19 protein-coding genes are annotated in these 24,626 nt (G+C 72.4%); 8 read left to right on the top strand and 11 right to left on the bottom strand.

Annotated elements, in window-relative coordinates; translation table 11 throughout:
* Positions 1-261: 261 nt before the first annotated feature.
* From QSK15_RS07700 to ftsY, 5 genes are all read right to left on the bottom strand, one after another.
* Positions 262-2,538, bottom strand: a complete 2,277-nt coding sequence (locus QSK15_RS07700) for a [protein-PII] uridylyltransferase (protein ID WP_285793526.1) — start codon at positions 2,536-2,538, stop codon at positions 262-264.
* Between the two features lie 17 nt (positions 2,539-2,555).
* On the bottom strand, positions 2,556-2,894 hold the full coding sequence (locus tag QSK15_RS07695; protein WP_172862163.1) for a P-II family nitrogen regulator: 339 nt from the start codon (positions 2,892-2,894) through the stop codon (positions 2,556-2,558).
* A gap of 25 nt (positions 2,895-2,919) precedes the next feature.
* Positions 2,920-4,332, bottom strand: coding sequence for an ammonium transporter (locus QSK15_RS07690; protein WP_285793525.1), 1,413 nt, complete (start codon positions 4,330-4,332; stop codon positions 2,920-2,922).
* 276 nt (positions 4,333-4,608) lie between these two features.
* On the bottom strand, positions 4,609-5,472 hold the full coding sequence (locus tag QSK15_RS07685; RefSeq protein ID WP_181539524.1) for a phosphotransferase: 864 nt from the start codon (positions 5,470-5,472) through the stop codon (positions 4,609-4,611).
* A gap of 6 nt (positions 5,473-5,478) precedes the next feature.
* Positions 5,479-6,660 (bottom strand): signal recognition particle-docking protein FtsY, encoded by a 1,182-nt coding sequence (ftsY, locus tag QSK15_RS07680; RefSeq protein ID WP_030335252.1) that lies wholly within the window; start codon positions 6,658-6,660, stop codon positions 5,479-5,481.
* Between the two features lie 150 nt (positions 6,661-6,810).
* Here ftsY and QSK15_RS07675 point away from each other — a divergent pair, with 150 nt between their 5' ends.
* From QSK15_RS07675 to QSK15_RS07655, 5 genes are all read left to right on the top strand, one after another.
* Entirely contained in the window at positions 6,811-8,538 is a 1,728-nt protein-coding gene (locus tag QSK15_RS07675; protein WP_285793524.1) for an alkaline phosphatase D family protein, read from the top strand.
* A 10-nt stretch (positions 8,539-8,548) separates the two neighbouring features.
* The gene (locus tag QSK15_RS07670) at positions 8,549-8,989 is read left to right on the top strand and encodes a MarR family winged helix-turn-helix transcriptional regulator (RefSeq protein ID WP_245233712.1); all 441 of its coding nucleotides are present in this window, start codon (positions 8,549-8,551) and stop codon (positions 8,987-8,989) included.
* A 185-nt stretch (positions 8,990-9,174) separates the two neighbouring features.
* Positions 9,175-10,752: an MDR family MFS transporter gene (locus QSK15_RS07665; protein WP_502889557.1), complete on the top strand. Its 1,578-nt coding sequence runs from the start codon at positions 9,175-9,177 to the stop codon at positions 10,750-10,752.
* Positions 10,753-10,761: 9 nt separating this feature from the next.
* Positions 10,762-11,256, top strand: a complete 495-nt coding sequence (locus QSK15_RS07660) for a universal stress protein (protein WP_285793522.1) — start codon at positions 10,762-10,764, stop codon at positions 11,254-11,256.
* Between the two features lie 43 nt (positions 11,257-11,299).
* A complete protein-coding gene (locus QSK15_RS07655; protein ID WP_285793521.1) occupies positions 11,300-11,821 on the top strand; it encodes a DinB family protein in 522 nt (173 codons plus the stop codon).
* Here QSK15_RS07655 and QSK15_RS07650 read toward each other — a convergent pair.
* On the bottom strand, positions 11,808-12,809 hold the full coding sequence (locus QSK15_RS07650; RefSeq protein WP_285793520.1) for an ArsR/SmtB family transcription factor: 1,002 nt from the start codon (positions 12,807-12,809) through the stop codon (positions 11,808-11,810). The genes QSK15_RS07655 and QSK15_RS07650 overlap by 14 nt on opposite strands.
* 77 nt (positions 12,810-12,886) lie before the next feature.
* Here QSK15_RS07650 and QSK15_RS07645 point away from each other — a divergent pair, with 77 nt between their 5' ends.
* Positions 12,887-13,837 carry an SMP-30/gluconolactonase/LRE family protein gene (locus tag QSK15_RS07645; protein ID WP_285793519.1) on the top strand — a complete coding sequence of 317 codons (951 nt, stop codon included), beginning with the start codon at positions 12,887-12,889 and terminating at the stop codon, positions 13,835-13,837.
* 53 nt (positions 13,838-13,890) lie between these two features.
* On the opposite strand, the gene QSK15_RS07640 is transcribed toward QSK15_RS07645, so the two are convergent.
* The 3 genes from QSK15_RS07640 to QSK15_RS07630 form a co-directional block, all read right to left on the bottom strand.
* Positions 13,891-14,511, bottom strand: a complete 621-nt coding sequence (locus tag QSK15_RS07640; protein ID WP_285793518.1) for an HAD family hydrolase — start codon at positions 14,509-14,511, stop codon at positions 13,891-13,893.
* Positions 14,511-18,125, bottom strand: coding sequence for a chromosome segregation protein SMC (smc, locus tag QSK15_RS07635; protein WP_285793517.1), 3,615 nt, complete (start codon positions 18,123-18,125; stop codon positions 14,511-14,513). Before smc ends, QSK15_RS07640 begins: the two co-directional genes overlap by 1 nt.
* Positions 18,126-18,473: 348 nt before the next feature.
* A complete protein-coding gene (locus QSK15_RS07630) occupies positions 18,474-18,668 on the bottom strand; it encodes a hypothetical protein (protein WP_007456482.1) in 195 nt (64 codons plus the stop codon).
* A 371-nt stretch (positions 18,669-19,039) separates the two neighbouring features.
* On the opposite strand from QSK15_RS07630, the gene QSK15_RS07625 reads away from it, so the two are divergent.
* Both QSK15_RS07625 and QSK15_RS07620 read left to right on the top strand, forming a co-directional pair.
* Positions 19,040-20,200 (top strand): CAP domain-containing protein, encoded by a 1,161-nt coding sequence (locus QSK15_RS07625; protein WP_285793516.1) that lies wholly within the window; start codon positions 19,040-19,042, stop codon positions 20,198-20,200.
* Positions 20,201-20,317: 117 nt separating this feature from the next.
* Complete coding sequence (locus tag QSK15_RS07620) at positions 20,318-21,160, top strand: endo alpha-1,4 polygalactosaminidase (protein ID WP_285793515.1); 843 nt, start codon at positions 20,318-20,320, stop codon at positions 21,158-21,160.
* Between the two features lie 123 nt (positions 21,161-21,283).
* On the opposite strand, the gene QSK15_RS07615 is transcribed toward QSK15_RS07620, so the two are convergent.
* Positions 21,284-23,503, bottom strand: a complete 2,220-nt coding sequence (locus QSK15_RS07615; RefSeq protein ID WP_285793514.1) for an MMPL family transporter — start codon at positions 23,501-23,503, stop codon at positions 21,284-21,286.
* A gap of 220 nt (positions 23,504-23,723) precedes the next feature.
* Positions 23,724-24,581, bottom strand: coding sequence for a bifunctional DNA-formamidopyrimidine glycosylase/DNA-(apurinic or apyrimidinic site) lyase (gene mutM, locus QSK15_RS07610; RefSeq protein ID WP_030335278.1), 858 nt, complete (start codon positions 24,579-24,581; stop codon positions 23,724-23,726).
* Between the last annotated feature and the right edge of the window lie 45 nt (positions 24,582-24,626).

The following is a 24,626-nucleotide window of genomic DNA, read 5'->3' as shown; positions in this document are numbered from 1 at the left end:
GGCCGGCGGGCGCGCGAGCGGACTGGCCGGCGGGCCGGCCGGTACCGCCCGGGCTGGCACGTCGCGCCGCGACGCGGCAGTCGGAGGCGGACGTTCCTCCGAGCATGATGTCTGTGAGACATCAAGATGACTCACAGGCATCACGCCCGAAACGGAATGGCCGGCCGGACTCGCTACGGAGAGCGCACAACCCTGAGCCGGGCCGCGGGCTGCCGCGGGAACCGGGCTTCCTAGGCCAGCCGAGCTGCCGGGCTTCCGGGGTCAGACGGCGGCGAGGACCGCGGCTTCCAGGCGGGCTCGGGTGGCGTCGTCCGGCCAACCGCCGACCAGGTAGAACGCGTCGACCACGTCGGCGCCGAGGGTGGAGATGCGGGCCGCCCGAACCAGGGCGCCGGCCTCGTCGAGGGCACCGGCGACCCGGTAGAGCAGGCCGGCGGCGTCGGCGGCGCGCAGTTCCAGCAGGACGGCGTCGGTGGCCGCCTCGCGATGCCAGACCACCCGTGGAGCCGCGCCGCCGGCACGGCTGGCGAGTGCCCGACCGCGCAGCCGTTGGGTGACCGACACGTCGCCGGCGACCGCCCGGCGCAGGTCGGCGCGGAGCGGGACCGGGTCCGGCGGGAGGCCGTAGCGGGGCTGTACCCGGCACTCGACCAGCGCCCGGCCATCGACGGCGGAGGCGTCGGCGGAGATCACCTCCAGCCGGTGCAGCGCCAGGCAGCCGGCCACCGTGGCGAGCAGACCACGCCGGTCGGCCGCCGCCACCGACACCCGGTCGCCGGTCAGATGGATGACCGGCAGCGGCCCGGCCAGCAGCTCCGGGTCCGGGGCGGGTGGTTCGGGGAGTACACCGGTGTCCAGCGCGGTGCGGACCCTGGCGACCAGCTCGGCGACGAGTCGGCCCTTCCAGTCGGACCAGGCCGCGGGCCCGGTCGCCGCCGCGTCGGCGCGGACCAACGCGTGCAACAGGTCGAGGGTGCCGGTGTCACCGACCGCCTCGGCCACCGAGGCGATGGTGACCGGGTCGGCCAGGTCCCGGCGCGTCGCCACGTCGGGCAGCAGCAGGTGCAGCCGGACCAGCCTGCCGATCAGCTCGACCTCCGGGGCCGGCAGGCCGACCCGGGTGGCCACCGCCTGGGCGACCGGCACGCCGACGGTGCTGTGATCACCGGGGAGGCCCTTGCCGATGTCGTGCAGGAGGGCGCCGAGGAGCAGCAGGTCGGGGCGTTCCACCTCGCGGGCGTGCCGGCTGGCCTCGTGCGCGGTCTGCACGAGGTGCCGGTCGAGGGTGAAGCGGTGCACGGGGTTGTGCTGGGGCAGGCTGCGCAGCCGGGTCCACTCGGGCAGCCAGCCGTCGACAAGCCCGTACCGGTCGCAGGTCTCCCAGGCCGGCACCAACCCGGGACCGGCGCCGAGCAGGGTGATCAGCGCGGCCCGAGCCTCGGCGGGCCACGGGGCGGGCAGCGGCGGGCAGTACGCCGCCAGCCACTCGCAGGTGGCCCGCGCGATGGGGATTCGGGTGGTGGCCGACGCGGCGGCCACCCGCAGCGAGAGGCTCGGGTCCGGGCGTGCCCCGATCGCCGTGCGGGCGAGCACCAGCTCGCCGTCGTGTTCCACCACGTCGCGGGCGACCGGGCGGCGGGCGGGGCGGCCGTTCCCGCCCCGGGAGCGGCCGGAGCGCAGCCGGTCGGCGGCCCGGAAGGCGTCGTCCAGGGCGTGGCTGACCGTGCGGGCGTCACCGGCGACCCGCCGCAGCAACGCGTCGCGGTCTTCCAGCCCGAGCAGCGCGGCCACCCCGTCGCCCTCCTGGGCGACCAGCCGGTCGACCCGCCGGCCGACCTGCTGGTGCAGGGCGTCACGGGTGTCCAGCAGGCGCAGGTGGGCGGCGCGCACGGCGGGACGCAGCGCATCGGTGATACCGGCGGCGGAGATCGCCCGCAGCAGCCCCACGTCGCGCAGACCACCGGCGGCCTCCTTGAGGTCGCCTTCCAGCAGGAACGCCAGCTCACCGTGGGTCTGCCAGCGGCTGGCGGTGACCTCCCGCAGGCCGGGCAGGTGCCGGACGGCGGTGCGCCGCCAGTGATCGGCGGCGGTGCTGATCAGCGCGTCGGCCAGTGCCTGGTCCCCCACGACCAGCCGGGCGTCGAGCAGCCCGAGCGCGACCTTGACGTCGTCCTGGGCCACCGACAGCGCCTCGGCGACGGTACGGACGGAATGGTCGAGCCGTAGGCCCGCGTCCCAGATCGGGTACCAGACCGAGGCGGCCAACTCGTCAGTGCCGGGCACCCCGGCGTGCACCAGCACCAGGTCGAGGTCGCTGTACGGGGCGCACTGCCGCCGCCCCAACCCCCCGACGGCCAGCAGCGCCACCCCGTCGCGCGCCGGCAGCAGCCCGCGCAGGAAGCTGTCGTACGCGGCAGCCCGCCGCTGCCGAGCCGACTCCCCGATCCCCGCGGGAACGCCGACGACCTCGTTGATCAAGAGGTTCGCGTCGCCATCGGCGGCGTGCCCCGACGCGTTCTTCCTGATCAACGAGGTCATCTCAGTCGTGGCCGAGGTCAGAGTGCGTCGAGGCCGCGTTCGCCGGTACGTACCCGGACGACCTCTTCGACTCCGGTGACCCAGACCTTGCCGTCACCGATCTTGCCGGTGCGGGCCGCCCCGACGATGGCGTCCACGACCTTGTCCACGTCGATCTCGTCGGTGAGCACCTCGACCCGGATCTTGGGCAGGAACTCGACCGTGTACTCGGCACCCCGGTAGACCTCGGTGTGCCCCTTCTGCCGCCCGTACCCCTGAACCTCGCTGACGGTCAGCCCGGCCACCCCGAGGGCGTGCAGGGCCTCCTTCACCGCGTCCAGCTGGTACGGCTTGATGACTGCGGTCACCAGCTTCATGTCCAACCCCTCCATCCCAGGAACGTTAACCGGCGACCTTTTCGTTGACCGGCTCGGCGGGCTCCGCCTCCGGCTTGGCACCACTCGTCGTGCCGCCACCGGGGGTGCCGATGCCGGCCATCGCGAACGCGCTGCCCGTGCCGCCGCCGGCCGGGGACAGGTCGTAGCTGCTCTCGGCGTGCTCGGCGATGTCGATGCCCTCGACCTCCGCCTCGCCCTTGACCCGGAAGCCGATCGTCTTCTCGATGACGAAGGCGAGCACCCAGGCGATGCCGAAGGACCAGGCCGTGACGATCAGGCCGGCGAGGGCCTGCCGCCCGAGCTGGGTCGCGCCGCCGCCGTAGAAGAGCCCGTCGGAGGCGCCGACCACGTCGCTGATCGCGGCGTTGACCGAGTTGGTGGCGAACAGGCCGAGCCAGAGCGAGCCGATCCAACCACCGACGAAGTGCACACCGACCACGTCGAGCGAGTCGTCGTAACCGAGCTTGTACTTGAGGCTGACGGCGAGCGCGCAGACGGCGCCGGCGACGATGCCGAGCAGGACGGCGGCCCACGGTGCGATGAAGCCACAGGCCGGGGTGATGGCGACCAGGCCGGCGACGGCGCCGGACGAGGCGCCGACCATCGTCGGCTTACGGGTCTTGACCCACTCGACGGCGATCCAGCCGAGCACCGCCGCCGCCGTGGCGAGCTGAGTGTTGATGAAGGCGAGGCCGGCCACCGAGTCGACGGTCAGCTCCGAGCCGGCGTTGAACCCGAACCAGCCGAACCACAGCAGGCCCGCACCGAGCGCGACCAACGGGATGTTGTGCGGCTTCATGCCCTCCCGCGGCCAACCGAGCCGCTTACCGAGGACCAGGGCCACGGCCAGGGCCGCCGCACCGGCGTTGATGTGCACAGCGGTGCCACCGGCGAAGTCCAGCGCGTGGATGTCGGCGCCGATGATGCCGCCGCCCCACACCCAGTGCGCGACCGGGAAGTAGACCAGGGTGGCCCAACCGAACGCGAACAGCAGCCAGCCGGCGAACTTGGCCCGGTCGGCGATGGCACCGCTGATCAGCGCGACGGTGATCACCGCGAAGACCATCTGGAAGGCCATGAACACGTAGAGCGGGACCCCGATGCCGCTGGGGTTCTCCGCCGTGGCACCCCACAGGTCGGTCTCGGCGAGGAAGGTCTTGGTGCCGAGGTACGCGCCCGGGTCGCCCCAGAAGCCGTTCACGTCGGTCCCGAAGGCGACGCTGAAACCGTAGAACCACCACAGAATGGAGATGAGCCCGATAGCGGAGAAGCTCATCATCATCATGTTGAGTACGCCCTTGGCCCGGTTGAGGCCGCCGTAGAACAGCGCCAGTCCGGGGGTCATGAGCAGCACGAGTGCGGTCGAAACCAGCAGCCACGTGGTATTGGCGCCGTCGATCGTCGGTGCTTCAGGCACGCTGGCCTCCTAAAAGGTGAAGTCCTCCTTCGCGGCTTTCCGGGGCAGCGTCGCCCGTAGGCCGGTTGCGCGGAAGCTTCGCGGCCGGCTGTTTCACTTTGGGTCCCGTGCGGGTTTCCGTTTCGTGACGGGTTGTTTCGGACGTGTCACGAACTCCGCACACTCATCAGCATGGACGATTGTGGATCGACCGGACGGCGACCATCGATGACTGACCGGCCAGACGCATCGACCGGTCCGCTTGACGGGACCGGCCGAGCATCGACGGGGCGGCTCTCAGCGCAGGGCGTTCTCCAGGGCGTGCCGCTCGTAGTCGAGCAGCCGCAGATCGCGCATCGGTCGGCGCAGGTGGCCCTTGTGCACGATCCGCACGAACGCCGGCTCACCGGCGGCGGCCATCCGGCGGATCCCCTCGACGTGGTCCACGATCCGTTTGCGGATGGTCCGGATCAGCCGGTGCCGGTCCCGGGGGATCAGCCCGTACGCGTCGGCGAAGAGCCGGAGTCGGCGCGGCCGGTCCGGGTGCTTCCACCCGAGCGTGATCGAGTCACGGTCCGCGAAGATCGGCACCCAGGTCCAGGCCGCGTACGCCACGTCGTAGATCCGCGCTCCGGGTGAGGCGAGGTCGAAGTCGATCAGCCCGAGGGTGCCGTCCGGACGCCAGATCACGTTGTGCGGCGCCGCGTCGTGGTGGCAGATCACCTCGGTGTCCGGTGGCGGGGGCCCGAACGAGCGCCAGACCGCCGCCTGCGGAGGGGTGAACCCGTACTGCGCGTCGTGGAACATCCGCAGCATGGTGGCGACGGTGACCAGGGCCTCGTCGGTCACCCAGTGCGGGGCGAGTGGATATTCTCCGCACTCCCCCTCCAGGTACGACAGCACCTCACGGTTGCGCTCGTCCATGCCGAGCGCCCGGGGGGCGCCGGTGAACCCCACGTACTCCAGGTGGCGCAGCAGCGCGTGCACGGACGGGGTCCACGGCCCGGCGTTGCGCCGCACCGTGTCACCCACGCGGACAACGGTGCTCACGTTGCCGCCGTGCAGCGGGATCTCCTGCGAAGTCACGTACGGTCTCCCGAGGCGCTGCGAAGGATGGCCGGGGTCACGCCAACCCGCGTACGCGCGATCGTCAGTGGTCACTCGAGACTACGCGTCCCGGCCGGTGGCCTCGGTCCCCAGCAACGCGTCGACGAACTGCGCCGGGTCGAACGGGGCCAGGTCGTCCTTGCCTTCGCCGAGGCCGACCAGCTTCACGGGGATGCCGAGCTTGCGCTGCACGGCGATCACGATGCCACCCTTGGCGGTGCCGTCGAGCTTGGTCAGCACCACACCTGTCACGTTGACCACCTCGGTGAACACCCGGGCCTGCTCCAGGCCGTTCTGCCCGGTGGTGGCGTCCAGGATGAGCAGTGTCTCGTCGATCGGGCCCTGCTTCTCCACCACCCGCTTGACCTTGCCCAGCTCGTCCATCAGGCCGACCTTGTTCTGCAGGCGGCCGGCGGTGTCGATGAGCACGGTGTCCACGCCGGTGTCGATGCCGCGCTTGACGGCGTCGAAGGCGACGCTCGCCGGGTCGGCGGCCTCGGGCCCCCGGACGGTCTCCGCGCCGACCCGGGAGCCCCAGGTCTCCAACTGGTCGGCTGCCGCGGCCCGGAAGGTGTCGGCCGCGCCGAGCAGCACGCTGCGACCGTCGGCCACCAGCACCCGGGCGATCTTGCCGCAGGTGGTGGTCTTGCCGGCGCCGTTGACGCCGACGACCAGGACCACCGCCGGCACGCCGTCCTTGGGGGCGGTGCGCAGCGAGCGGTCCAGGCTCGGGTCGAGCGCGTTGACCAGCTCGGCGGCGAGCAGCGCCCGCAGCTCGGATGCCGAGCGGGTGCCGAGCACCCGGGTGCGCTCCCGGAGCCGGTCGACGATGTCGCGGGTGGCGTCGACGCCGACGTCGGCGGTGATCAGGCTGTCCTCGATCTCCTCCCAGACGTCCTCGTCGAGGTGGTCCCGGGCGAGCAGGCCAAGCAGACCCTTGCCGAACACGTTCTGTGAGCGGGACAGCCGCGAACGGAGCCGGACCAGCCGCCCGGCGGTCGGTTCGGGGACCTCCACCTGCGGTTCGAGCACCGGAGGCGGCTCGACCAGGACGCCGGTGGACAGATCGGACTCCGGTGCCTCGACCGGCGGGCCGGCGAGATCCTCCTCAGCCCTGGTGTCGACCTCGGTGCGCGGCAGCGGGGGCTCGGGCCGCCGCCGCAATCGCGGCACGACCAGCCCGACTGTGCCGGCGATCAGCACACCGAGCAGGACCAGAGCGAGGACGAGATATTCGGCCATGCCGGAATCCTGTCAGATGCCGGCGGCGGCGTCCCAGCCACCGCACCCGCGAGCGGTGCCCGGGGTCTCCGCCACCGCACCTCGAGCGGTGCCCGGGGTCTCAGCCACCGCACCCGGCCTGGGTCGCTCACCGGCGGTAGGCTCGGCCGCATGCCCGCCGCACACCTCCTCATCGGCCCACTGCTGCGGCGCGTGGTGGACACCCGGGCGACGATCTGGGTCGAGACGGCGGCGCCCGCCGTGGTCACGGTCCGCACCGCCGGCGGCGCCACCGGCACCGCGCCCACCTTCTCGGCGTACGACCACCACTACGCCCTCGTGGTGGTGGAGGGGCTCACTCCGGACAGCGAGACCACCTACGAGGTCCTGGTCGACGACGAGATGGTCTGGCCGGTGCCGAGCAGCGGGTTCCCGCCGAGCGTGATCCGCACCCGGGCCGCCGACGACCGGGACCAGCCGGTCAACATGATCTTCGGTTCGTGCCGGGAGACCACCCAGCACGCCACCACCCGCAAGCTGCCGCCGGACGCGCTGGACGCGTACGCCCGGCGGTTGATGGCCGACCCGGAGTCGAACCCGCTGCCCGACCTGCTGGTGCTGCTCGGTGACCAGGTCTACGCCGACGTCACCTCGCCGACCGTGCGTCGGCTGCTGCGTCGACGGCGGCGGCGGCCGAAGGGCGCGCCGGCCGACCAGGTGGTGAGCTTCGACGAGTACACCAAGCTCTACCTGGAGTCCTGGCGCGATCCGGAGATCCGCTGGCTGCTCTCCACCGTGCCGAGCGTGATGATCTTCGACGATCACGAGATCATCGACGACTGGAACACCTCGGCGGCCTGGCGTGCCGAGGTGCGCGAGCAGCCGTGGTGGCAGGAGCGGATCGGCAGCGGGCTCGCCTCGTACTGGGTCTACCAGCACCTGGGCAACCTCTCCCCCGACGAGATCGTCGCCGATCCGGTCTTCGCGAAGGTCGTCGCCGCCGAGGACGCCACCAGCGTGCTGCGCGAGTTCGGCCACCGGGTCGACCAGGAGTCCGACCTGGCGCACGACACCGAGCGTTGGCGCGCGGTGCAGTACCAGTGGAGCTACGCGCTGGATCTGGGCCGGACCCGGCTGGTGATGCTGGACAACAGGTGCAGCCGGGTGCTCGAGTCCAACAGCCGGGCGATGCTGCCGCCCGGCGAGTGGGCCTGGTTCCTCGATCAGGCGCACGGCGTCTACGACCACCTGGTGGTGGGCGCCTCGCTGCCCTGGCTGCTGCCGCAGGGCATTCACCACATCGAGGCGTGGAACGAGAAACTGGCGGACTCGCGCCGACCGTGGGTGGCACGCGGGGCGGAGAAGCTGCGCCGCGCCCTGGACCTGGAGCACTGGGCGGCGTTCCGGCGTTCCTTCGAGGCGCTCGCGGAGACGTTCGCGCGTATCGGCACCGGCACGCCGCGGCAGTCCGGGGCGCGGGTCGGGGCCGGTCCGGCGTACGCCCCACCGGCGTCGATCAGCGTGCTCTCCGGCGACGTCCACCACTCGTACGTGGCGCGGGCACGGTTCGCCGATCCGGCGGTGGTGACTCCGGTGCACCAGCTCACCTGTTCGCCGATCCACAACCAGGTGCCGGCGGGCATCCGTCCGCTGATGCGGCTGGGCTGGTCGCCCGGTCCGGCCGGGGCGACCCGGGCGTTGGCGCGTTCGGCGGGCGTACGCCGGCCGGGGGTGCGCTGGCGCAAGCTGGCCGGCCCGTACTTCGGTAACGCGGTCGCCACCCTGACGCATCGGGGGCGCGACGCCGACGTGGTCATCGAGGGCACCACGAGCGACGGGCACCTACGCCCGGTGATGCGGCGTCGACTCTCCGGGGGCAGCGGCGCGGACGCGCCGTAGTCTCTACGGCGTGGATGAGCACCTGCCGGAGCCGATCCGGGCGGTTGAGCACGAGTTGACCGCTCTGCTGCGCCGTGGCCGGGCGGTCTCCTGGGAGATCGCCCGGGAGGTGCACCCGAACCTGGAGCCGAACACCTACGGGTTGCTGCTCTGGTTGCGCCGTAGCGGGTCGATCCGGTTGACCGAGTTGGCGGCGCGGCTGGGCGTGGGCAAGGGGACGCTGAGCCGGCAGATCAACGCGTTGGAGGTCCTCGGTCTGGTCCACCGCGACCCCGATCCGAGTGACCGGCGGGCCGCGCAGATCAGCCTGACCGAGCAGGGGCAGCGCCGATTCGACGTGGCCCGCGCGGCCCGGCTGGGCGAGTTCGTGCGCGCCCTGGACGGCTGGTCGGAGCGCGACATCGAGGATTTCGCCCGACTGCTCGGCCGGTTCAACGACTCCTGGCAGTAACCCCCGGTGACGGGGAATAGGGTGCCAGTCCGACAAGTTGTTGCTTCAGGCAACTAAGGCATACGGTTGCTTCAGGCAACTCTCAGGCGGACGCGCGCCGCACTCCGCCGTTCCACCTCGACTCCGCTCGGAGGCAACAAACGATGAGCCAGGCGACAGTGCCTCCCCAGGCAACCGCCGTGACCATGACCCACCGGCAGATCCTGGAAGCACTCTCCGGCCTCCTGCTGGGCCTGTTCGTCGCGATCCTCTCATCCACGGTCATCTCGAACGCGCTGCCACGGATCATCACCGAACTGCACGGCGGCCAGTCCGCGTACACCTGGGTGGTGACCTCGGCCCTGCTCGCGACCACCGCGACGACCCCCATCTGGGGCAAACTGGCCGACCTGACCAGCAAGAAGACCCTGGTCCAGCTGGCCCTGGGGATCTACGTGCTGGGCTCGGTGCTGGCCGGCCTCGCCCAGGGCACCGGAGAGCTGATCGCGTGCCGGGTGCTCCAGGGCATCGGTGCCGGCGGCCTCACCGCACTGGCCCAGGTGATCATGGCCACGATGATCGCGCCCCGCGAGCGGGGCCGCTACAGCGGCTACCTCGGCGCGGTGATGGCCGTCGGCACCATCGGCGGACCGCTGATCGGCGGCGTGATCGTGGACACCTCCTGGCTCGGCTGGCGCTGGTGCTTCTACGTCGGCGTGCCGTTCGCCATCGTCGCGCTGATCGTGCTCCAGAAGACCCTGCACCTTCCGGTCGTCAAGCGGAAGGCCGAGATCGACTGGTGGGGCGCCACCCTGATCACCGCGGCCGTGTCGCTGCTGCTGATCTGGGTCTCGCTCGCCGGCGACCAGTACGCCTGGGCTTCCTGGCAGACCGCCGCCATGGTCCTCGGCGCGCTGATCCTCGGCGCCCTGGCGATCCGGGTCGAGACCCGGGCCGCTGAGCCCATGATCCCGCCGCGGCTGTTCCGCAACCGCACCATCACCCTCGCCGTGGTCGCCAGCATCGCGGTCGGTGTGGGCATGTTCGGCGCGTCGATCTTCCTGGGCCAGTACTTCCAGATCAGCCGCGGTCAGAGCCCGACCATGTCCGGTCTGATGACCCTGCCGATGATCCTCGGCCTGCTGGTCTCCTCCACCGTCATCGGGCGGGTCATCACCAGGACCGGCCGGTGGAAGCGGTACCTGGTGATCGGCTCGGCGCTGCTCACCATCGGCTTCGCGCTGATGGGCACCCTTCGCGCCGACACCAGCTTCACCCTGCTCAGCGTCTACATGCTGGTGATCGGCGTCGGCCTCGGCATGACCATGCAGAACCTGGTCCTCGCCGTGCAGAACACCGTCGGTCCGCACGAACTCGGCGCGGCCAGCTCGGTGGTGGCGTTCTTCCGCAGCCTCGGCGGCGCGATCGGTGTGTCCGCTCTCGGCGCGGTGCTCGCCCACAAGGTCAAGGACTACACCGCCGACGGCCTGGCCCAGCTCGGCATCCCGGCATCCAGCTCGGGCGGCGGCGGCACCCTGCCCGACGTGCACACCCTGCCCGGCCCGCTGCGGGCGGTGGTGGAGAGCGCGTACGGCCACGGCGCCGGAGACATCTTCCTGACCGCCGCCCCGTTCGCGTTGATCGCGCTGATCGCGGTGGCCTTCATCAAGGAGGTGCCGCTGCGCCAGCACAACGGCAACCCGGTTTCCGACGAGGTCGAGCGGGAATCGACACTCGCCGCCGGCGCTGGCGCACCCGTGATCCGTACCGGCGAGCAGAGGTGAGGTAGAACCATGGGCGTGGGAGCACCGGACCGCGAGGAGTACGGTCCCCGGACCCGACCGCTGCCGTTCGAGCGCGGCACGGACGGACCTCGGGTGATCATGGTGGGCGTCGACGGCACCCGCACCTCCGAGCGGGCCGGCTCCTACGCCGCCGGCCTGGCCCGTCGGCAGGGCGCCGCGCTGGTGGTGGTCTTCGTCAGCTCACCGAGCGGGTTGACCGCCCTGGTACCCGGAATGGATGCCGGCGCGGTCCAGCGCACCCACGACGAGCTGGCCGACGAGCTGCGCCGCGAGTGCCGGCGCGGGGCCGAGCAGTGGGGCATTCCGGTGACCCTGGTGGTGCGGCGCGGCGACGCGTACGGCGAGCTGCGCGCCGCGGCCGACGAGTTCCAGGCCGACATGGTGGTGGTCGGGGCCTCCGAGCAGGCCGGGCACCGGCTGGTCGGCTCGGTCGCCACCCGGCTGGTCCGGGCCGGCCGCTGGCCCGTCGTCGTGGTGCCCTGATAACGGGTCGCGGCTGTCGGAGGGGCCGGGCAGGATGCGCCGCATGACATGGATCGCACCGGAGATCACCCGGACCCCCGAACCGTACGTCGGCGACGAGCGCACCATGCTCGACGGCTGGCTCGACTACCACCGACAGACCCTGCTGCTCAAGTGCGCCGGCCTCACCGAGGAGCAGTTGCGCACACCGAGCGTCGAACCGTCCGGGCTGACCCTGCTCGGCCTGGTCCGGCACCTCGCCGAGGTCGAGGCCTGGTGGTTCCGGGAGAACTTCGCCAGCCAGCAGGTCGACTACCCGTACTTCACCCCGGAGAATCCGGACGCCGACCACGACGTCAGCGCCGCCGACGCCGAAGCCGACTTCGCCATCTTCCACCGCGAGGTGGCGCTGGCCCGCGAGGCCGCCGCCGGTCACTCGCTCAACGAGACGTTCACCGAGGTCGGCGCGAAGAAGCGCACGTTCAACCTGCGCTGGGTGTACGTGCACATGATCGAGGAGTACGCCCGGCACAACGGCCACGCCGACCTGATCCGCGAACGCATCGACGGCGTCACCGGCGAGTGATCGGGCCACCCCGTCGGTCCGGCCGTCCAGCCCGCAGCATGTGCTCGCCCAGCGGGGTCAGCGTGTGCACCACTGACGAACCGGCCCGGTGGGTGGCGACCAGTCCGGCCCGGCGCAGGGTGCTGGTGTGCTCGCTGGCGGAGGCGAGCGAGATGCCCACCGCGCGGGCCACCTCTGACGTGCTGAGGCCGTCGGCGACCACTCCCAGCACCGCGGCCCGGCTCCGGCCGAGCAGGTGGGCAAGGGACTGGCCGGTGGCCAGTTCCCGCTGGGCCGGCCGGATCGGGTAGGTCAGCACCAGTGGGCCGGTCGGGTCGTCGAGCACGGCAGGCTGCGGCACGAAGTACGAGGGCACCAGGGTGACCCCCCGGCCGCCCGGCGACAGACCGACGTCGCCGCCGAAGGCGCACCGGTACGACAGCTCGTACGTGTCCCCGGTCGGCGTGAACTGCAGGTAAGGGCTGAGCCCACGGAGCACGCGGTCGAGCCCGGCGTCCACGATGGCTCGACCGCGTACCGCCCGGTCGGCGTGCACCGCCGCGACGATCGTCTCCCAGTACGCGCCCACCGCGACGGCGTGGAAAGCCTCCATCGCACCGAGCAGCCGGCGTACCGCGTCCGGTTTCCCATCGGCGAGCGGACCGACCCGGGGTGGTAGCTCGCCGGCCTCGATCCGGGGTCGTAGCTGCTCGGTGAGGGCCGCCGCCGGGGTGGCCGCGACCTCCACCAGCGCGGGGCCCAACTCCCCGCCGAAACTGGGCGGAGTGAGGAAGTCCGGGAACCAGCGCTCGTGGCGGCACAGGTCCAGGTAGGGCAACATGACCGGACGCAGGGCGGCCCGGGTGCGGGCCCGCCAGGCGACCAGGTGTTCCGGAACGGTGCTCTGGAACACCCGTTGTCCGGCCGCTCCCAGCTCCAACAACACCGACGGCTCGGAGCGCAACACGGTGCGGCTGAGGTCCGCCGCGCTCAGGTGCAGAGTCACCACGGCATCGACGCTAGCCACCTTTCGGGCAGGTGCGAAAGGGGCTGGAGACCGCCCGGCGGTGCGGTGACCCTCGGGATATGAAGAAGTTGCTCGCATCGGCCACCGCCGGCCTGGCCGTGCTGACCGTCGCCGTTCCCGCGCCGGCGCTCGCCGTCGGCCCGCGCCCCGACACGTACGTGGTCTCCCGGGCATCCGGGGTGCTGCCCGAGGGGATCGCGGTGAGCCGGGACGGCACCCTCTACGTCACCAGTCTCGGCACCGGTGCCGTCTACCGTGGCCACGTCCGCGACCGGGAGCTGCGACAGTTCCTGCCGCCGGGGGCGGACGGGCGCACCCGGGCAGCCGGGTTGCACCTCGACGGGCGGGGCCGGATCTTCGTCGCCGGCTGGGACACCGGCGCGCTCTTCGTGCACGCCCCGGACGGTGAGCTGCTGGCCCGCCGGACGGGGCCGGGCGGCGCCCTCAACGACCTGGCGCTGACCGCCGACGCGGTGTACGTCACCGACTCGGCCACGGGCACGCTGTGGCGGGCGGCACTGGACGGCCCGACGGTCGGGAACCTCGTACGGTGGCTCACCGCCGCTGACTTCCCGGTCGCGCCGGGTTTCCTCAACGGCATCGTCGCCACCGACGGCGGGCGGGTCGCGCTCGTCGCCGATCAGGGCGACGGCCAGCCCGGCACCGAGCGGCTGTGGCGCGTCGACCTGGTCGGGCGGACGGCCACGGCCGTCGAGGTGATTGACGGTCAACTGGGCGCGGACGGGCTGCTGTTGGAGGGCGACCGCCTCTACGGGGTGGTGAACTTCCCCGACGGCGCCGGCGGCTGGGACTTCGCGGTGAATCTGGCGATCGTGGATGCCGACCGACGAACCGCGCGGGTGGTACGCCAGTCCCGTCCGGCCGGTCTGGCGCAGTCGCCGACCACCCTCGTCCGGGACGCCGGCCGGCTGCTCTGGGTGAACAGCCAGCTCAACGCGCCCGCCCCGGCACCACCCTTCACCGTCACCCAGGTCCCCGGTCTGCGCTGACCCGCCCCGACGCGGCGGCGTCAGGTGACCGGGTCAGCGCGATGTCGCCCGGCTCAGTAGGCCAGGGCGGCGCGCAGGTAACGGAGGTCGGCGTGACCGCCCCAGCGGTGCGCCGACAGCCCGGCGGCCCGGGCACCCCGCACGGCCCAGTCCTCGTCGTCGACGAAGAGCACCCGGGCCGGCGGGGTGGCCAGCGCCTGGCAGGCCGCCTGGAAGTACTCCGGGGCGGGCTTGTGCACACCGACGACTGACGAGTTGACCACCACGTCCAACTCGTCGACGAGGCCGAGAGCGGCCAGGTCGGCGTCGAGCAGGTCGGTGGCGTTGGTGCCCAGCCCGACCCGGACGCCGGCGGCCCGCACCTCCCGGACGAACGCCAGCACCTCCTGGTCGACCTCTCCCCGGTAGCTCTGCCACTGCTCCACCGCGGCACGGGCCCGTTCCGGGCTGCCCACCGATTCGGTCAGGGCGTCCGCCACGCTGCTCACCCACTCGGCGTGGGTGACCTGACCGGTGAGCACCGGCTGGAGCCGCCCCCACTGCATGGCGATCTCGCCGAGCACCCCCTCGGAGAGGCCGTATTCCCGCTCCACAACGGCGGCCACCGCCGGGTCCCACCGGCGCAGTACGCCGTCGAAGTCCAGCAGGAGCGCCGTCGCGCGTTCCCGAGCCACTACCCGTTCTCCTCGCCGCGGCCGTGCCGCTGGTCGTCCTCGTCGGCCCGGTTGAGCCGTTGGCTGATCACTTGGGTGACACCGCTGCGCATGGTGACCCCGTAGAGGGCGTCAGCGATCTCCATCGTCCGCTTCTGGTGCGTGATGACGATCAGCTGACTCTTCTCCCGCAACTGTGCCAGCAGTGTGATCAACCGGCCCAGGTTGACGTCGTCCAGGGCCGCCTCCACCTCGTCCATGATGTAGAACGGGCTCGGCCGGGCGCGGAAGATCGCCACCAGCATGGCCACCGCGGTCAGCGACCGCTCGCCACCGGAGAGCAGCGACAACCGCTTGATCTTCTTGCCCGGCGGGCGGGCCTCCACCTCGACGCCGGTGGTGAGCAGGTCCTCCGGTTCGGTGAGGATCAGCCGTCCCTCGCCGCCGGGGAAGAGCACTGTGAACACCTGCTCGAACTCGCGGGCGGTGTCCTCGAAGGCGCTGGCGAACACCTCCAGGATCCGCTCGTCCACGTCCTTGACCACGGTGAGCAGGTCCCGGCGGGTGGCCTTGAGGTCCTCCAGCTGCTCGGAGAGGAACTTGAAACGCTCCTCCAGCGCGGCGAACTCCTCCAGCGCGAGCGGGTTGACCTTGCCCAGCAGGGCGAGTTCGCGTTCCGCCTTCGCGGCCCGCTTCTCCTGCACCGGCCGCTCGTAGCGCACCGGCTCGGGCACCGGCAGACCGTCCCGTTCGGCTGCCGCGACGTCGACCTGGGTCGGCGGCACGGGCTGGGTGGGGCCGTACTCGGCGACGAGCGTCTCCACGTCCAGCCCGAAGTCCTCGGCGGCCTTCGCCTCCAACTGCTCGATACGCAGCCGCTGCTCCGCCCGGGCCACCTCGTCGCGGTGCACCTGGCTGGTCAGCCGCTCCAGCTCCGCGCCGAGCCGCTTGGCGGCGCCGCGTACCTCCTGAAGCTCCGCCTCGCGCGCGGCCCGTTCCAGGGCGACCGCGTCGCGGTGCTCCTCGGCCGTCGCGATCGAGGTGGTCAGCCGGGTGAGCGCCTCCCGGGCGCCACCGGCGACGGACCGGGCGATGCTCGCGCCCCGGGCGCGGGCGGCCCGCCGGGCCGCCGCGCGTTCCCGGGCAGCCCGCTCTGCGGTGGCCTGCCGGGCGAGGGAGTCGGCCCGGCCGGCGATCGAGGAGACCCGCTCCTCGGCGGTACGGACGGCGAGCCGGACCTCCATCTCGTTCTGCCGGGCCTGCGGCACCATGGCCGCCAGTTGGTCGCGTTCCTCGGTGGAGGGCTCGGCGTCGACGGGGGTTTCCTCGGCCAGCCGCAACCGCTCCTCCAGCTCGGCGAGGGCGGTGAGGTCCCGTTGCCGGGCGGCCTCGGCGCGGGAGCGGGAGTCCCCGAGCCGGTCCGTCTCGGCCTTCGCGGACCGGGCCGCCGCGCCCAGCTCGGCCAGGCGGCGGGCGGCGGCGTTGCGGTGGCTCTCCGCCTCGCGCTTCTCGGCGGCGGCGTGCTGCACGGCCTCCTTGGCGGCGGCCACCTCGGCGCGCGCCCCGACGAGCTGTTCACGTAGCACCGCGCCGGTGCGCTCGGCGGTGAGTCGGTTGGCGCGGGCCTCCTCGACGGCGGCCTGCACCTCGATGTAGCTGGGGGCCTTGGCCGATCCACCCGCCGCCGCGTACGCCCCGACCACGTCACCGTCCGGGGTGACCGCCCGCAGCTCGGGGTTGGTGGCGACCAGCTCCGCCGCGGCGGCGAGATCATCGACGAGCGCCACGTCGCGGAGGGCCCGGTGCACCGCCGGCCGCAGCTCCGCGCCGCACTCCACCAGGTCGGGGGCCCACCGGGCGCCGTCCGGCAGCTTCGGGCGCAGCGCGTCCGCGGAGCCGGTCATGCCGGGCCCCGCCGGGCTGCCGACCAGCAGGCCGGCGCGGCCGGCGTCGGAGATCTTCAGCAGCCGCATCGCCTCGACGGCCTCGTCCACCCCACTGACGGCGACCGCGTCGGCGAGGCCGCCGAGCGCGGCGGCCAGCGCGGCCTCGTGGCCCGGGGCTACGGTGAGCAGCCCGGCGAGGCTGCCGAGCAGGCCGGGCACGTCCCCGGCGCGGGCGAGCAGGGCCCCGGCGCCGTCCTTGCGCCGCAGCCCCAGGGCGAGCGCCTCCTCCCTGGCCTTCCAGGTGGCGGCGTCCTTCTCCGCCGCCCGCTCGGCGTCGGTCAGTGACCGGACGCTGGCCTGTGCGCGCTCCTGCACGGCGACGGCCTCGGCGTGCCGGGCGTCCAGGTCCGCGTTGTCCCGGTCGGCCTCGGTGGACTGGGCGGCGACCGCGTCCAGGTCGGCCTGCGCCTGCTCGGCGCGGCCCAGCGCGTCGGCGTGCGCGATGGCGAGGCGTTCGATCTCCTCGCCGGCACTGGTGGTCCGAGCCCGGGCGGAGTTGACCTGGCCGGTGAGCCGGGCCAGTCCCTCCCGCCGGTCAGCGATGGCCTTGGCCGCGGCGACCAGCTCCCGTTCGGCGGCGGCGAGCTGCCGCTCCAGCTCCTGGCGGTGCTCGACCGCCTCGGCCAGTCGGATCTGGTCGTCGGTGAGCGCGCCGCGCAGCTCCTCCTCCTGCTCGCGGACGCGTTCCGCCTCGGCCTCCAGCTGGTCCGGGTCGCGGCCGGGTCGCTCGTCGTCGCCGGTGGCGCTCAGGTGCCGCAGCCGCTCCCGGGCCAGTTGCTCGATCGAGCGGAAGCGTTCCTGCAGGGCGGACAGCTTGTACCAGGTGTCCTGGGCGGCGGCGAGCAGCGGCGCGTCCTCCGCGAGGGCGGCCTCCAACTCGCCGAGCCGGCCCTGCACCTCGGCGTGCTCACCCTCGATCTGCTCACGCCGCTCGCGCAGCGCGGTCTCGTCGGCAATCTCCCGGTCCAGGGTGGTCCGCAGGGTGGCCAGATCGTCGGCGAGCAGCCGCAACCGGGCATCGCGCAGGTTGGCCTGGATGGCGGCGGCGCGTCGGGCCACCTCAGCCTGGCGGCCCAGCGGCTTGAGCTGACGACGCAGCTCGGCGGTGAGGTCGGTGAGGCGGTTGAGGTTGGTCTGCATCGCGTCGAGCTTGCGCAGCGCCTTTTCCTTGCGCTTGCGGTGCTTGAGGACGCCGGCTGCCTCCTCGATGAACGCGCGGCGGTCCTCCGGCTTGGCGTGCAGCATGCCGTCGAGGCGGCCCTGCCCGACGATGATGTGCATCTCCCGGCCGATGCCGGAGTCGGAGAGCAGCTCCTGGATGTCGAGCAGCCGGCAGGAGTTGCCGTTGATCTCGTACTCGCTCTCGCCGGAGCGGAACATCCGGCGGGTGATGGAGACCTCGGTGTACTCGATCGGCAGCGCCCCGTCGGTGTTGTCGATGGTGAGGGTGACCTCGGCGCGGCCCAGCGGCGCCCGGCCGGCGGTGCCGGCGAAGATGACGTCCTCCATCTTGCCGCCACGCAGCGCCTTGGCGCCCTGCTCGCCGAGCACCCAGGCGATGGCGTCGACGACGTTGGACTTGCCCGAGCCGTTCGGGCCCACCACACAGGTGATCCCGGGTTCCAGCTTCAACGTCGTGGCGGAGGCGAAGGACTTGAACCCCTTCACCGTCAGGCTCTTGAGATACACCTACTCGATCCTCGTCCGGTGGCCGCCGTACCGTCGCCGGCTGTGGGGACCTGGGTGAACTCGCAGACTAACCCGGCGGTGGGAGCGGGCCGGCACGCGACCCGCCCCGCGTCGCGTCGACCATGGGGGCGCTGCCGTTCTGCCGCCCACAAAGAAAGACAAGCACCTTTCATGATCGCTTATCCATCGACGCGCTTTTCGGTAACTGCGAGGTGCGCTTCCCCGCCGACCCATCGCAAGATCATGAATGGTCGGTGTCGAAAAGATGCCGGACAGTGTTGCGCGCCGGCACAGAGGTGTCGGCGCGCATTTTTGCGGTGGTGCGATTCAGTTTTGAGGACCCGAAGATCAGGTCAGCGCCGGCTCGGCCAGACGGAGCAGATCGTCCGCCTCTGCCGCAGCCGCCGCGAGCCGATCATTGTCGGCACGCAGACGCGTGATCTCGAACTCCAGTGCCTGGACCCTGGCACGCAGTCGGGTGACCTCGTCGAGCAGACGCCGGTCGGGCGCTGCACCTACGTGGCCGTAGAGGGCCTTCGCCATGCTGACTCCTTGATATGCGCTGCCGGAAAGGCCGGCCAACGCGCGCCCATTTGTACGCGGCTGTCATTCCAGGCTGTATCTGGGCATGACCGGGCGCGACTGGCGACACCTATATATTGAGCCGCAAACCCCTCCTTCGTCAAGTTCTCGCAGGCCGTAGATCATCTCCACGTCGACCTGTCCACTTGGCGGGGGGCTGCCGCAAGGCACGGACACTCTCTGTCCGGACGCCTTTACTGTACGCCTGGATCCGCAGAAGTCCGCACCCTGGCGTCCGACTTCGCCTTAACTCTTTCTTAGCCACGTTGCCGCAGGTCGCAGGCGCGCCGTAGCGTCACCCCGGCCCGCAACCGACCCCTGGAGGCATAGGCGTGTACGGCTGGACCGATCCGATGGACCCGAACGGCGCCCCCCGGCGCACCGGAGGGCCGACCGACGAGCCGGCCTGGCTGCACGACCGCCCGGAGCCCCGCTCGGCCTACCTGTTCGGCGACGAGCCCGGTCAACCGGGCGACGAGTGGCACCGGGAACAGCCCACCACCGGCCGTCGGCCGGAGCCGGCGACGCCCGCGGAGGCGCACACCGAAGCCTGGCCGGCCCACCAGCCGGACGGTGCGAACAGCCGCTGGGGCGACAACCGCCCGGGGGCGCAGGACACCGGCGGCTGGCACGCCGAGAACGAGACGCCCGGCGGCTGGCACGCCGACAGCGACCCGGAGACCAGCAACGGCTGGCGCGCCGCCGCCGAGACCGGGCGGCCCGCAGAGGGACGGCACCGCTCCCCACGCCGCTGGCGCAAGCCGCTGATGATCGGGGGCGCCGCCGCGGCCGCCACCCTCGTGGTGAGCTTCGGCGTCGGCGCGCTCGCGCTTCCCGGCGGTGACGACGGGGCCGCGCAACCGACAGCCGTCGACGACTCCTTCGCCGCGTCGGCCGTACCGACCGAGGAGCCGGTGCTGGACACCCTCGCCGCGCCCTCCCCGTCCGCCTCACCCAGCCCGACGTCGCCGAGCCCGACGCCGAGCAAGGTCGTCAAGCCCACGCCGGCATCGTCGCGGAGCACCGCGGCGTCACGGCGCAGCGTCACGCGCACCAGCGCGCCGAGCAGCACCGGCGGCTCCACCAACACCGGCGGCTCCAGCGGCTCGGTCAGCGCCCAGGCCCGCGAGGTGGTGGACCTGGTCAACGCCGAGCGGGCCAAGGCCGGCTGCAAGGCGCTCAGCATCGACGACAAGCTGATGACTGCCGCCCAGCGGCACAGCCAGGATCAGGCCGACCACCAGAACATGTCGCACACGGGCAGCGACGGCAGCAACGCCGGCACCCGGCTGGACCGGGTCGGCTACACCTGGCGCACGTACGGCGAGAACGTGGCCTGGAACCAGAAGACCCCGGCCGCGGTCATGGACGCCTGGATGAACAGCTCCGGCCACCGGGCCAACATCCTGAACTGCGCGTTCACCGAGATCGGCGTCGGCATCGCCAGCAGCAACGGACCGTACTGGACGCAGGTCTTCGCGGCGCCGCGCTGACCGCACGTCGTTTCCGCCCCCGCGCTCGTTTGACCCCGTGAGGTACGTCGGGCCGGAGCGTGGGGGCCGCGTACCGGTGCGGGCGGCGACCGGCCGTCCGGGACCCGGGAGCTGCCGATGCGGATCCGGCCGCGGCGACGCGTCGCCGTACGCCCACTGCGCCGCGCCCTGTCGGCAAGCGTCGTGCTCGTGCTGGTGCTGCCGGCGTACGGGTGCCGGCCCGCGCTGACCCCACCCGGCGCGCCCACCGCGTGGCCGACGGAACAGGCCCGGCACTGGCAGTGGCAGTGGCAGCTCAGCGGACCGCTCGATCCGGCGGTGGACGCCGACGTCTTCCTGCTCGACCCGGTGACCACCACCGCTGCCCAGACCGCCGAGCTGCGCTCCCGGGACCGCCGGTTGATCTGCCAGGTGAACGTGGGGTCGGTCGGCTCCGACGACCCGGACGCCAACCGGTTTCCGGAGATCGTCCGGGGCGCGGCCGGGCGTCGGCCCGACAGCCGGTGGCTGGACGTCCGGAGTTGGGACGCGCTCCGGCCGGTGCTGGCCGACCGGTTCCGGCTCTGCCGGGGCAAGGGCTTCGGCGCGGTGGCGCTCTTCGACGCCGACGGGTACGCGGCGCGCACCGGCTTTCCGCTCGACTTCGACGACCAACTGCTGTTCAACCGCCGGCTGGCCGAGCTGGCCCGCTCGCTGAGTCTCTCCCCCGGGCTGGCCAACGACGTGCCGCAACTCGCCGCGCTCGCCCCGGACTTCGACTTCGCGGTCAACGAGGAGTGCGTCCGGCTGGCCCAGTGCGCCAAACTGCTGCCGTTCAGCGACGCCGGCAAGCCGGTCTTCCACGTCGAGTACACCGGCTCCACCGACGACTTCTGTGTCACCACGGTCGGCTACGGCTTCGCGTCGATCCGCAAGGACCGCACCCTCGACGCCTCCCGCGACCCCTGCCCCCTCCCCTAACCCACCCCACCCGGGCCCGCCCGCCCCGGCGATCTTGCACTTTCGATGGTCGATTTACCAGATACGTGCGACTTTGTCGCCACCGAAAGTGCAAGATCGGCGGATTGAGGGGCGCGGGGCGGGTCAGGGGACTGGCACCAGCTCTGGATTTGGGGCTGGTGGGTCGGTGGGGGCCGGTGCCGGGGTGCGGCGCAGGAAGCGCGGGGCCCACCAGTTGGCGTCGCCGAGCATGGTCATCAACGCCGGCAACACCACGCCCCGGATGATGGTGGCGTCCAGCAGGATCGCCGCCGCCAGACCGATGCCGAGCTGCTTCATGTCGATGGTGCTCAGCGTGGCGAAGATCGAGAACACCCCGACCATCACGATCGCCGCGCTGGTCACCACCCCGGCCGACGAGGTGATCCCGTACGACACGGCGTCACGGTTGGCCAGGCCGGAACGGACGCCCTCGCGGATCCGGCTGACCACGAAGACGTGGTAGTCCATCGAGAGGCCGAACAGCACCACGAAGAGGAACAGCGGCAGCCAGGACACGATCGCGCCCATCGACGTGAAGCCCAGCAGTCCCTGCGCCCACTCGCCCTGGAAGACCAGCACCAGTAGGCCGTACGCGGCACCGGCGGAGAGCAGGTTCAGCGCGATCGAGCTGGCCGCGATCACCACCGACCGGAAGGTGAACGCCATGACCAGGAAGGTCAGCACCAGCACGAAGCCCATGACCAGCGGCAACTTGTCCCGCACGTGCTGTGCGTAGTCCTCGCTGTCGGCCACGCCCCCGCCCACCGCGTACTCGATGCCGGGGATGCCCCGCAGCTCGGCCGGGACCAGGTCGCCGCGCAGCTTCTCCAACGACTGCACGGACCGGTCGTCGCGACTGGCGTACGGGGTCGGCACGTCCAGCACCGTGACCCGCTGGTCGGCCGACACCTCGATCTTCGGGCCGTCCGCCTCGGCCGGGGCGAACAGCGGATCGCCGGCCGCCCGGGCGGACAGGTCGGTGAGGGCGGCGCGCACCCGGTCGGCCTGATCGGCGGGCGCCCGGACGGCCACCACGTGATTGGTCCCGGCGCTCGGGAAGGCCGCGGTGAGCCGGTCGTACGCCTGCATCGCCGCAGTCGTGCGGGGCAGATCCTCCATGCCGGGGAACTTCAGCTTCATTCCGAGCGCCGGCGCGGCCAACGCGAGCAGCAGCCCGACCGAGATGGCAAGCGTCGCCACCGGCGCGCGCAGCGCGGGCCGGAGCACCGCGGGCCACAGCCGGGGCGAGCGGGGCTCACCGTGCCGGCCGGTGCGCGGCGCGGTGAGTCGCCAGAGCAGCGGCACCCGGGGTCGGTCCACCCAGCGGCCGAGTCGGGCCAGCAGCGCGGGCAGGACGGTCAGCGAACCGGTCACCGCGACGGCGACCACGAGGATCGAGCCGATGGCGAGGGACGAGAAGACCACGTCGCCGGCGAGCAGCAGTCCGGCCATCGAGATGATCACCGCGAAGCCGGAGACCACCACGGCGTGCCCGGATGTCTCCGCGGCGATCTCCACCGCGTCCAGCCCGGACCGGCCCTTGGCGCGTTCCTCCCGCTCCCGACGGATGTAGAACAGCGAGTAGTCGACACCGACCGCCATGCCGATCAGCAGGATCACCGGTGCCGTGGTGTCGGTGGCCGGCACCAGGTGCGAGGCGAGGGTGGACAGACCCATCGCGGCGGCCACCGAGGACAGCGCCAGCAGCACCGGCACGCTCGCCGCGATCAGCGCGCCGAACGCGACGATCAGGATCGCCAGGGTGACCGGCAGACTGAGCAGCTCGGCGCGCTTGAAGTCCTTGCCCAGGGTGTCGTCGAGGGCCTGACCGATCGACGGCCCGCCGACCTGCTCGACGCGCAGCTCGGGGTGCGCCGCCTGCACGGCGGCGGTGGCGTCCCGCAGCGGCTGCACCCTCTCCGAGGCGGTCTCCGGGTCGCCCGACATGGTGATCGGCAGCAACAGCGCCGAGCCGTCCCGCGCGGTGACCGGCTGGCCCACCCCGGCAACCCCGGCGACGGTACGCAGCCAGGCCGCCGCGTCGTCGGCAGCCGCCTTCGCCGCCGCCTGGTCCAGTGCACCACCGGGGGAGGTGATCAGGACGTTGTCCACGGCCGGGTCGGTGAAGTCGCCGGCTTCCACGATCAGGCTGGCCCGCCCCGCCTCGCCGATCGCCTGGTCGCCGTTGGTGGCCTCGTTGAGTCCGGCGGCGTTGCCGCCGACGAAGCACACTGCCACGAACACGGCCCACAGTGCGATCGCCCGCCACGGGTGCTCGGCGCTCCACCGCGCCAGCCGCACCGTCACCGGTCTTCTCCCCATCTCGGATCCCCCTGTCACGTCAGCCCCCTGTCAACGGTGCTGACGCTAGGTGCGCGACGGGGCGGTCACATCGGGGATCGACCCCGGCCCACCCTGGAACCACCGGACCGGGAGCAGGGGTAGGTGCGACGGGCGTCAGCCCGCGATCCGGGCGTACCCCGGGGTCCTGCCCGGAACGACCCGCCGCGACCCGCCGGCACCGCCCCGAGCCGGCTCGGGGTCATCCCCGAAGGGAACCCCGGGGCCGTGGCTGACAGCGCGGGCAGCTGTACGAGGACCGGTTCATGAACGCTTCCCGGCGGATCGGCGCGCCGCACCGGCGGCACGGCTCGCCCTCGCGGCCGTAGGCATTGAGCGCCCGGTCGAAGTAGCCACTCTCGCCGTTGACGTTGACATAGAGGGCATCGAAGCTGGTGCCACCCTCCTTGATCGCCTCGGCCAGCACGTCGCGGACGTGACCGAGCAGACGCTGCGCGGCCGGAGCGGTCAGCGCGTCGGTGGGTCGGGTGCCGTGCAGCCGGGCGCGCCAGAGCGCCTCGTCGGCGTAGATGTTGCCCACCCCGGAGATCAGGGTCTGGTCGAGCAGGGCCCGCTTCACCTCGGTGTGCCGGCGGCGCAGCGCCGCGACGAACGCCGCGTCGGAGAACTCCGGGTCCATCGGGTCGCGGGCGATGTGCGCGATCTCATCGGGCAACTCGGCGCCGCCCTCGCTCACCGAGAGCCCACCGAACGTGCGCTGGTCGACGAAGCGCAGCTCCGGGCCGTCGTCGCTGAACCGGAACCGGACCCGCAGGTGGGTCTCGTCCACTGTGCCGGGTGGCTGGAGCAGCAGCTGACCCGACATGCCGAGGTGCCCGACGATCGCGTCACCGCTGTCCAGTGGCAGCCACAGGTACTTACCGCGACGGCGGGCGTCCAGTACCGTCCGGCCGGCGAGCACGTCGGCGAAGTGCACGTCGCCGGGAGCGTGCCGGCGGACCGCACGCGGATGACGAACCTCGACCGAGGCGATCCGACGGCCGACGACCCACTGGGCCACCCCCTGCCGGACGGTCTCCACCTCGGGCAGCTCAGGCACGCGCCGGCCCCGTCTCGTGGCCGTCGGCACCACCGGCCGGCAGCG

The sequence above is a fragment of the Micromonospora sp. NBRC 107095 genome, from assembly GCF_030269705.1.
Classification (GTDB): Bacteria; Actinomycetota; Actinomycetes; order Mycobacteriales; family Micromonosporaceae; genus Micromonospora; species Micromonospora parva.
This window is presented reverse-complemented; position numbering and strand designations above follow the sequence as displayed.

Bases quoted from the DNA above. Each gene is read 5' to 3' on its own strand.
- QSK15_RS07655 (WP_285793521.1), top strand. From the start codon at position 11,300: ATGACATGGATCGCACCGGAGATCACCCGGACCCCCGAACCGTACGTC.
- QSK15_RS07675 (WP_285793524.1), top strand. From the start codon at position 6,811: ATGCCCGCCGCACACCTCCTCATCGGCCCACTGCTGCGGCGCGTGGTG.
- QSK15_RS07695 (WP_172862163.1), bottom strand. From the start codon at position 2,894: ATGAAGCTGGTGACCGCAGTCATCAAGCCGTACCAGCTGGACGCGGTG.
- QSK15_RS07660 (WP_285793522.1), top strand. From the start codon at position 10,762: ATGGGCGTGGGAGCACCGGACCGCGAGGAGTACGGTCCCCGGACCCGA.
- ftsY (WP_030335252.1), bottom strand. From the start codon at position 6,660: ATGGCCGAATATCTCGTCCTCGCTCTGGTCCTGCTCGGTGTGCTGATC.
- QSK15_RS07630 (WP_007456482.1), bottom strand. From the start codon at position 18,668: ATGGCGAAGGCCCTCTACGGCCACGTAGGTGCAGCGCCCGACCGGCGT.
- QSK15_RS07615 (WP_285793514.1), bottom strand. From the start codon at position 23,503: ATGGGGAGAAGACCGGTGACGGTGCGGCTGGCGCGGTGGAGCGCCGAG.
- QSK15_RS07620 (WP_285793515.1), top strand. From the start codon at position 20,318: ATGCGGATCCGGCCGCGGCGACGCGTCGCCGTACGCCCACTGCGCCGC.
- QSK15_RS07645 (WP_285793519.1), top strand. From the start codon at position 12,887: ATGAAGAAGTTGCTCGCATCGGCCACCGCCGGCCTGGCCGTGCTGACC.
- QSK15_RS07700 (WP_285793526.1), bottom strand. From the start codon at position 2,538: ATGACCTCGTTGATCAGGAAGAACGCGTCGGGGCACGCCGCCGATGGC.
- QSK15_RS07665 (WP_502889557.1), top strand. From the start codon at position 9,175: ATGACCCACCGGCAGATCCTGGAAGCACTCTCCGGCCTCCTGCTGGGC.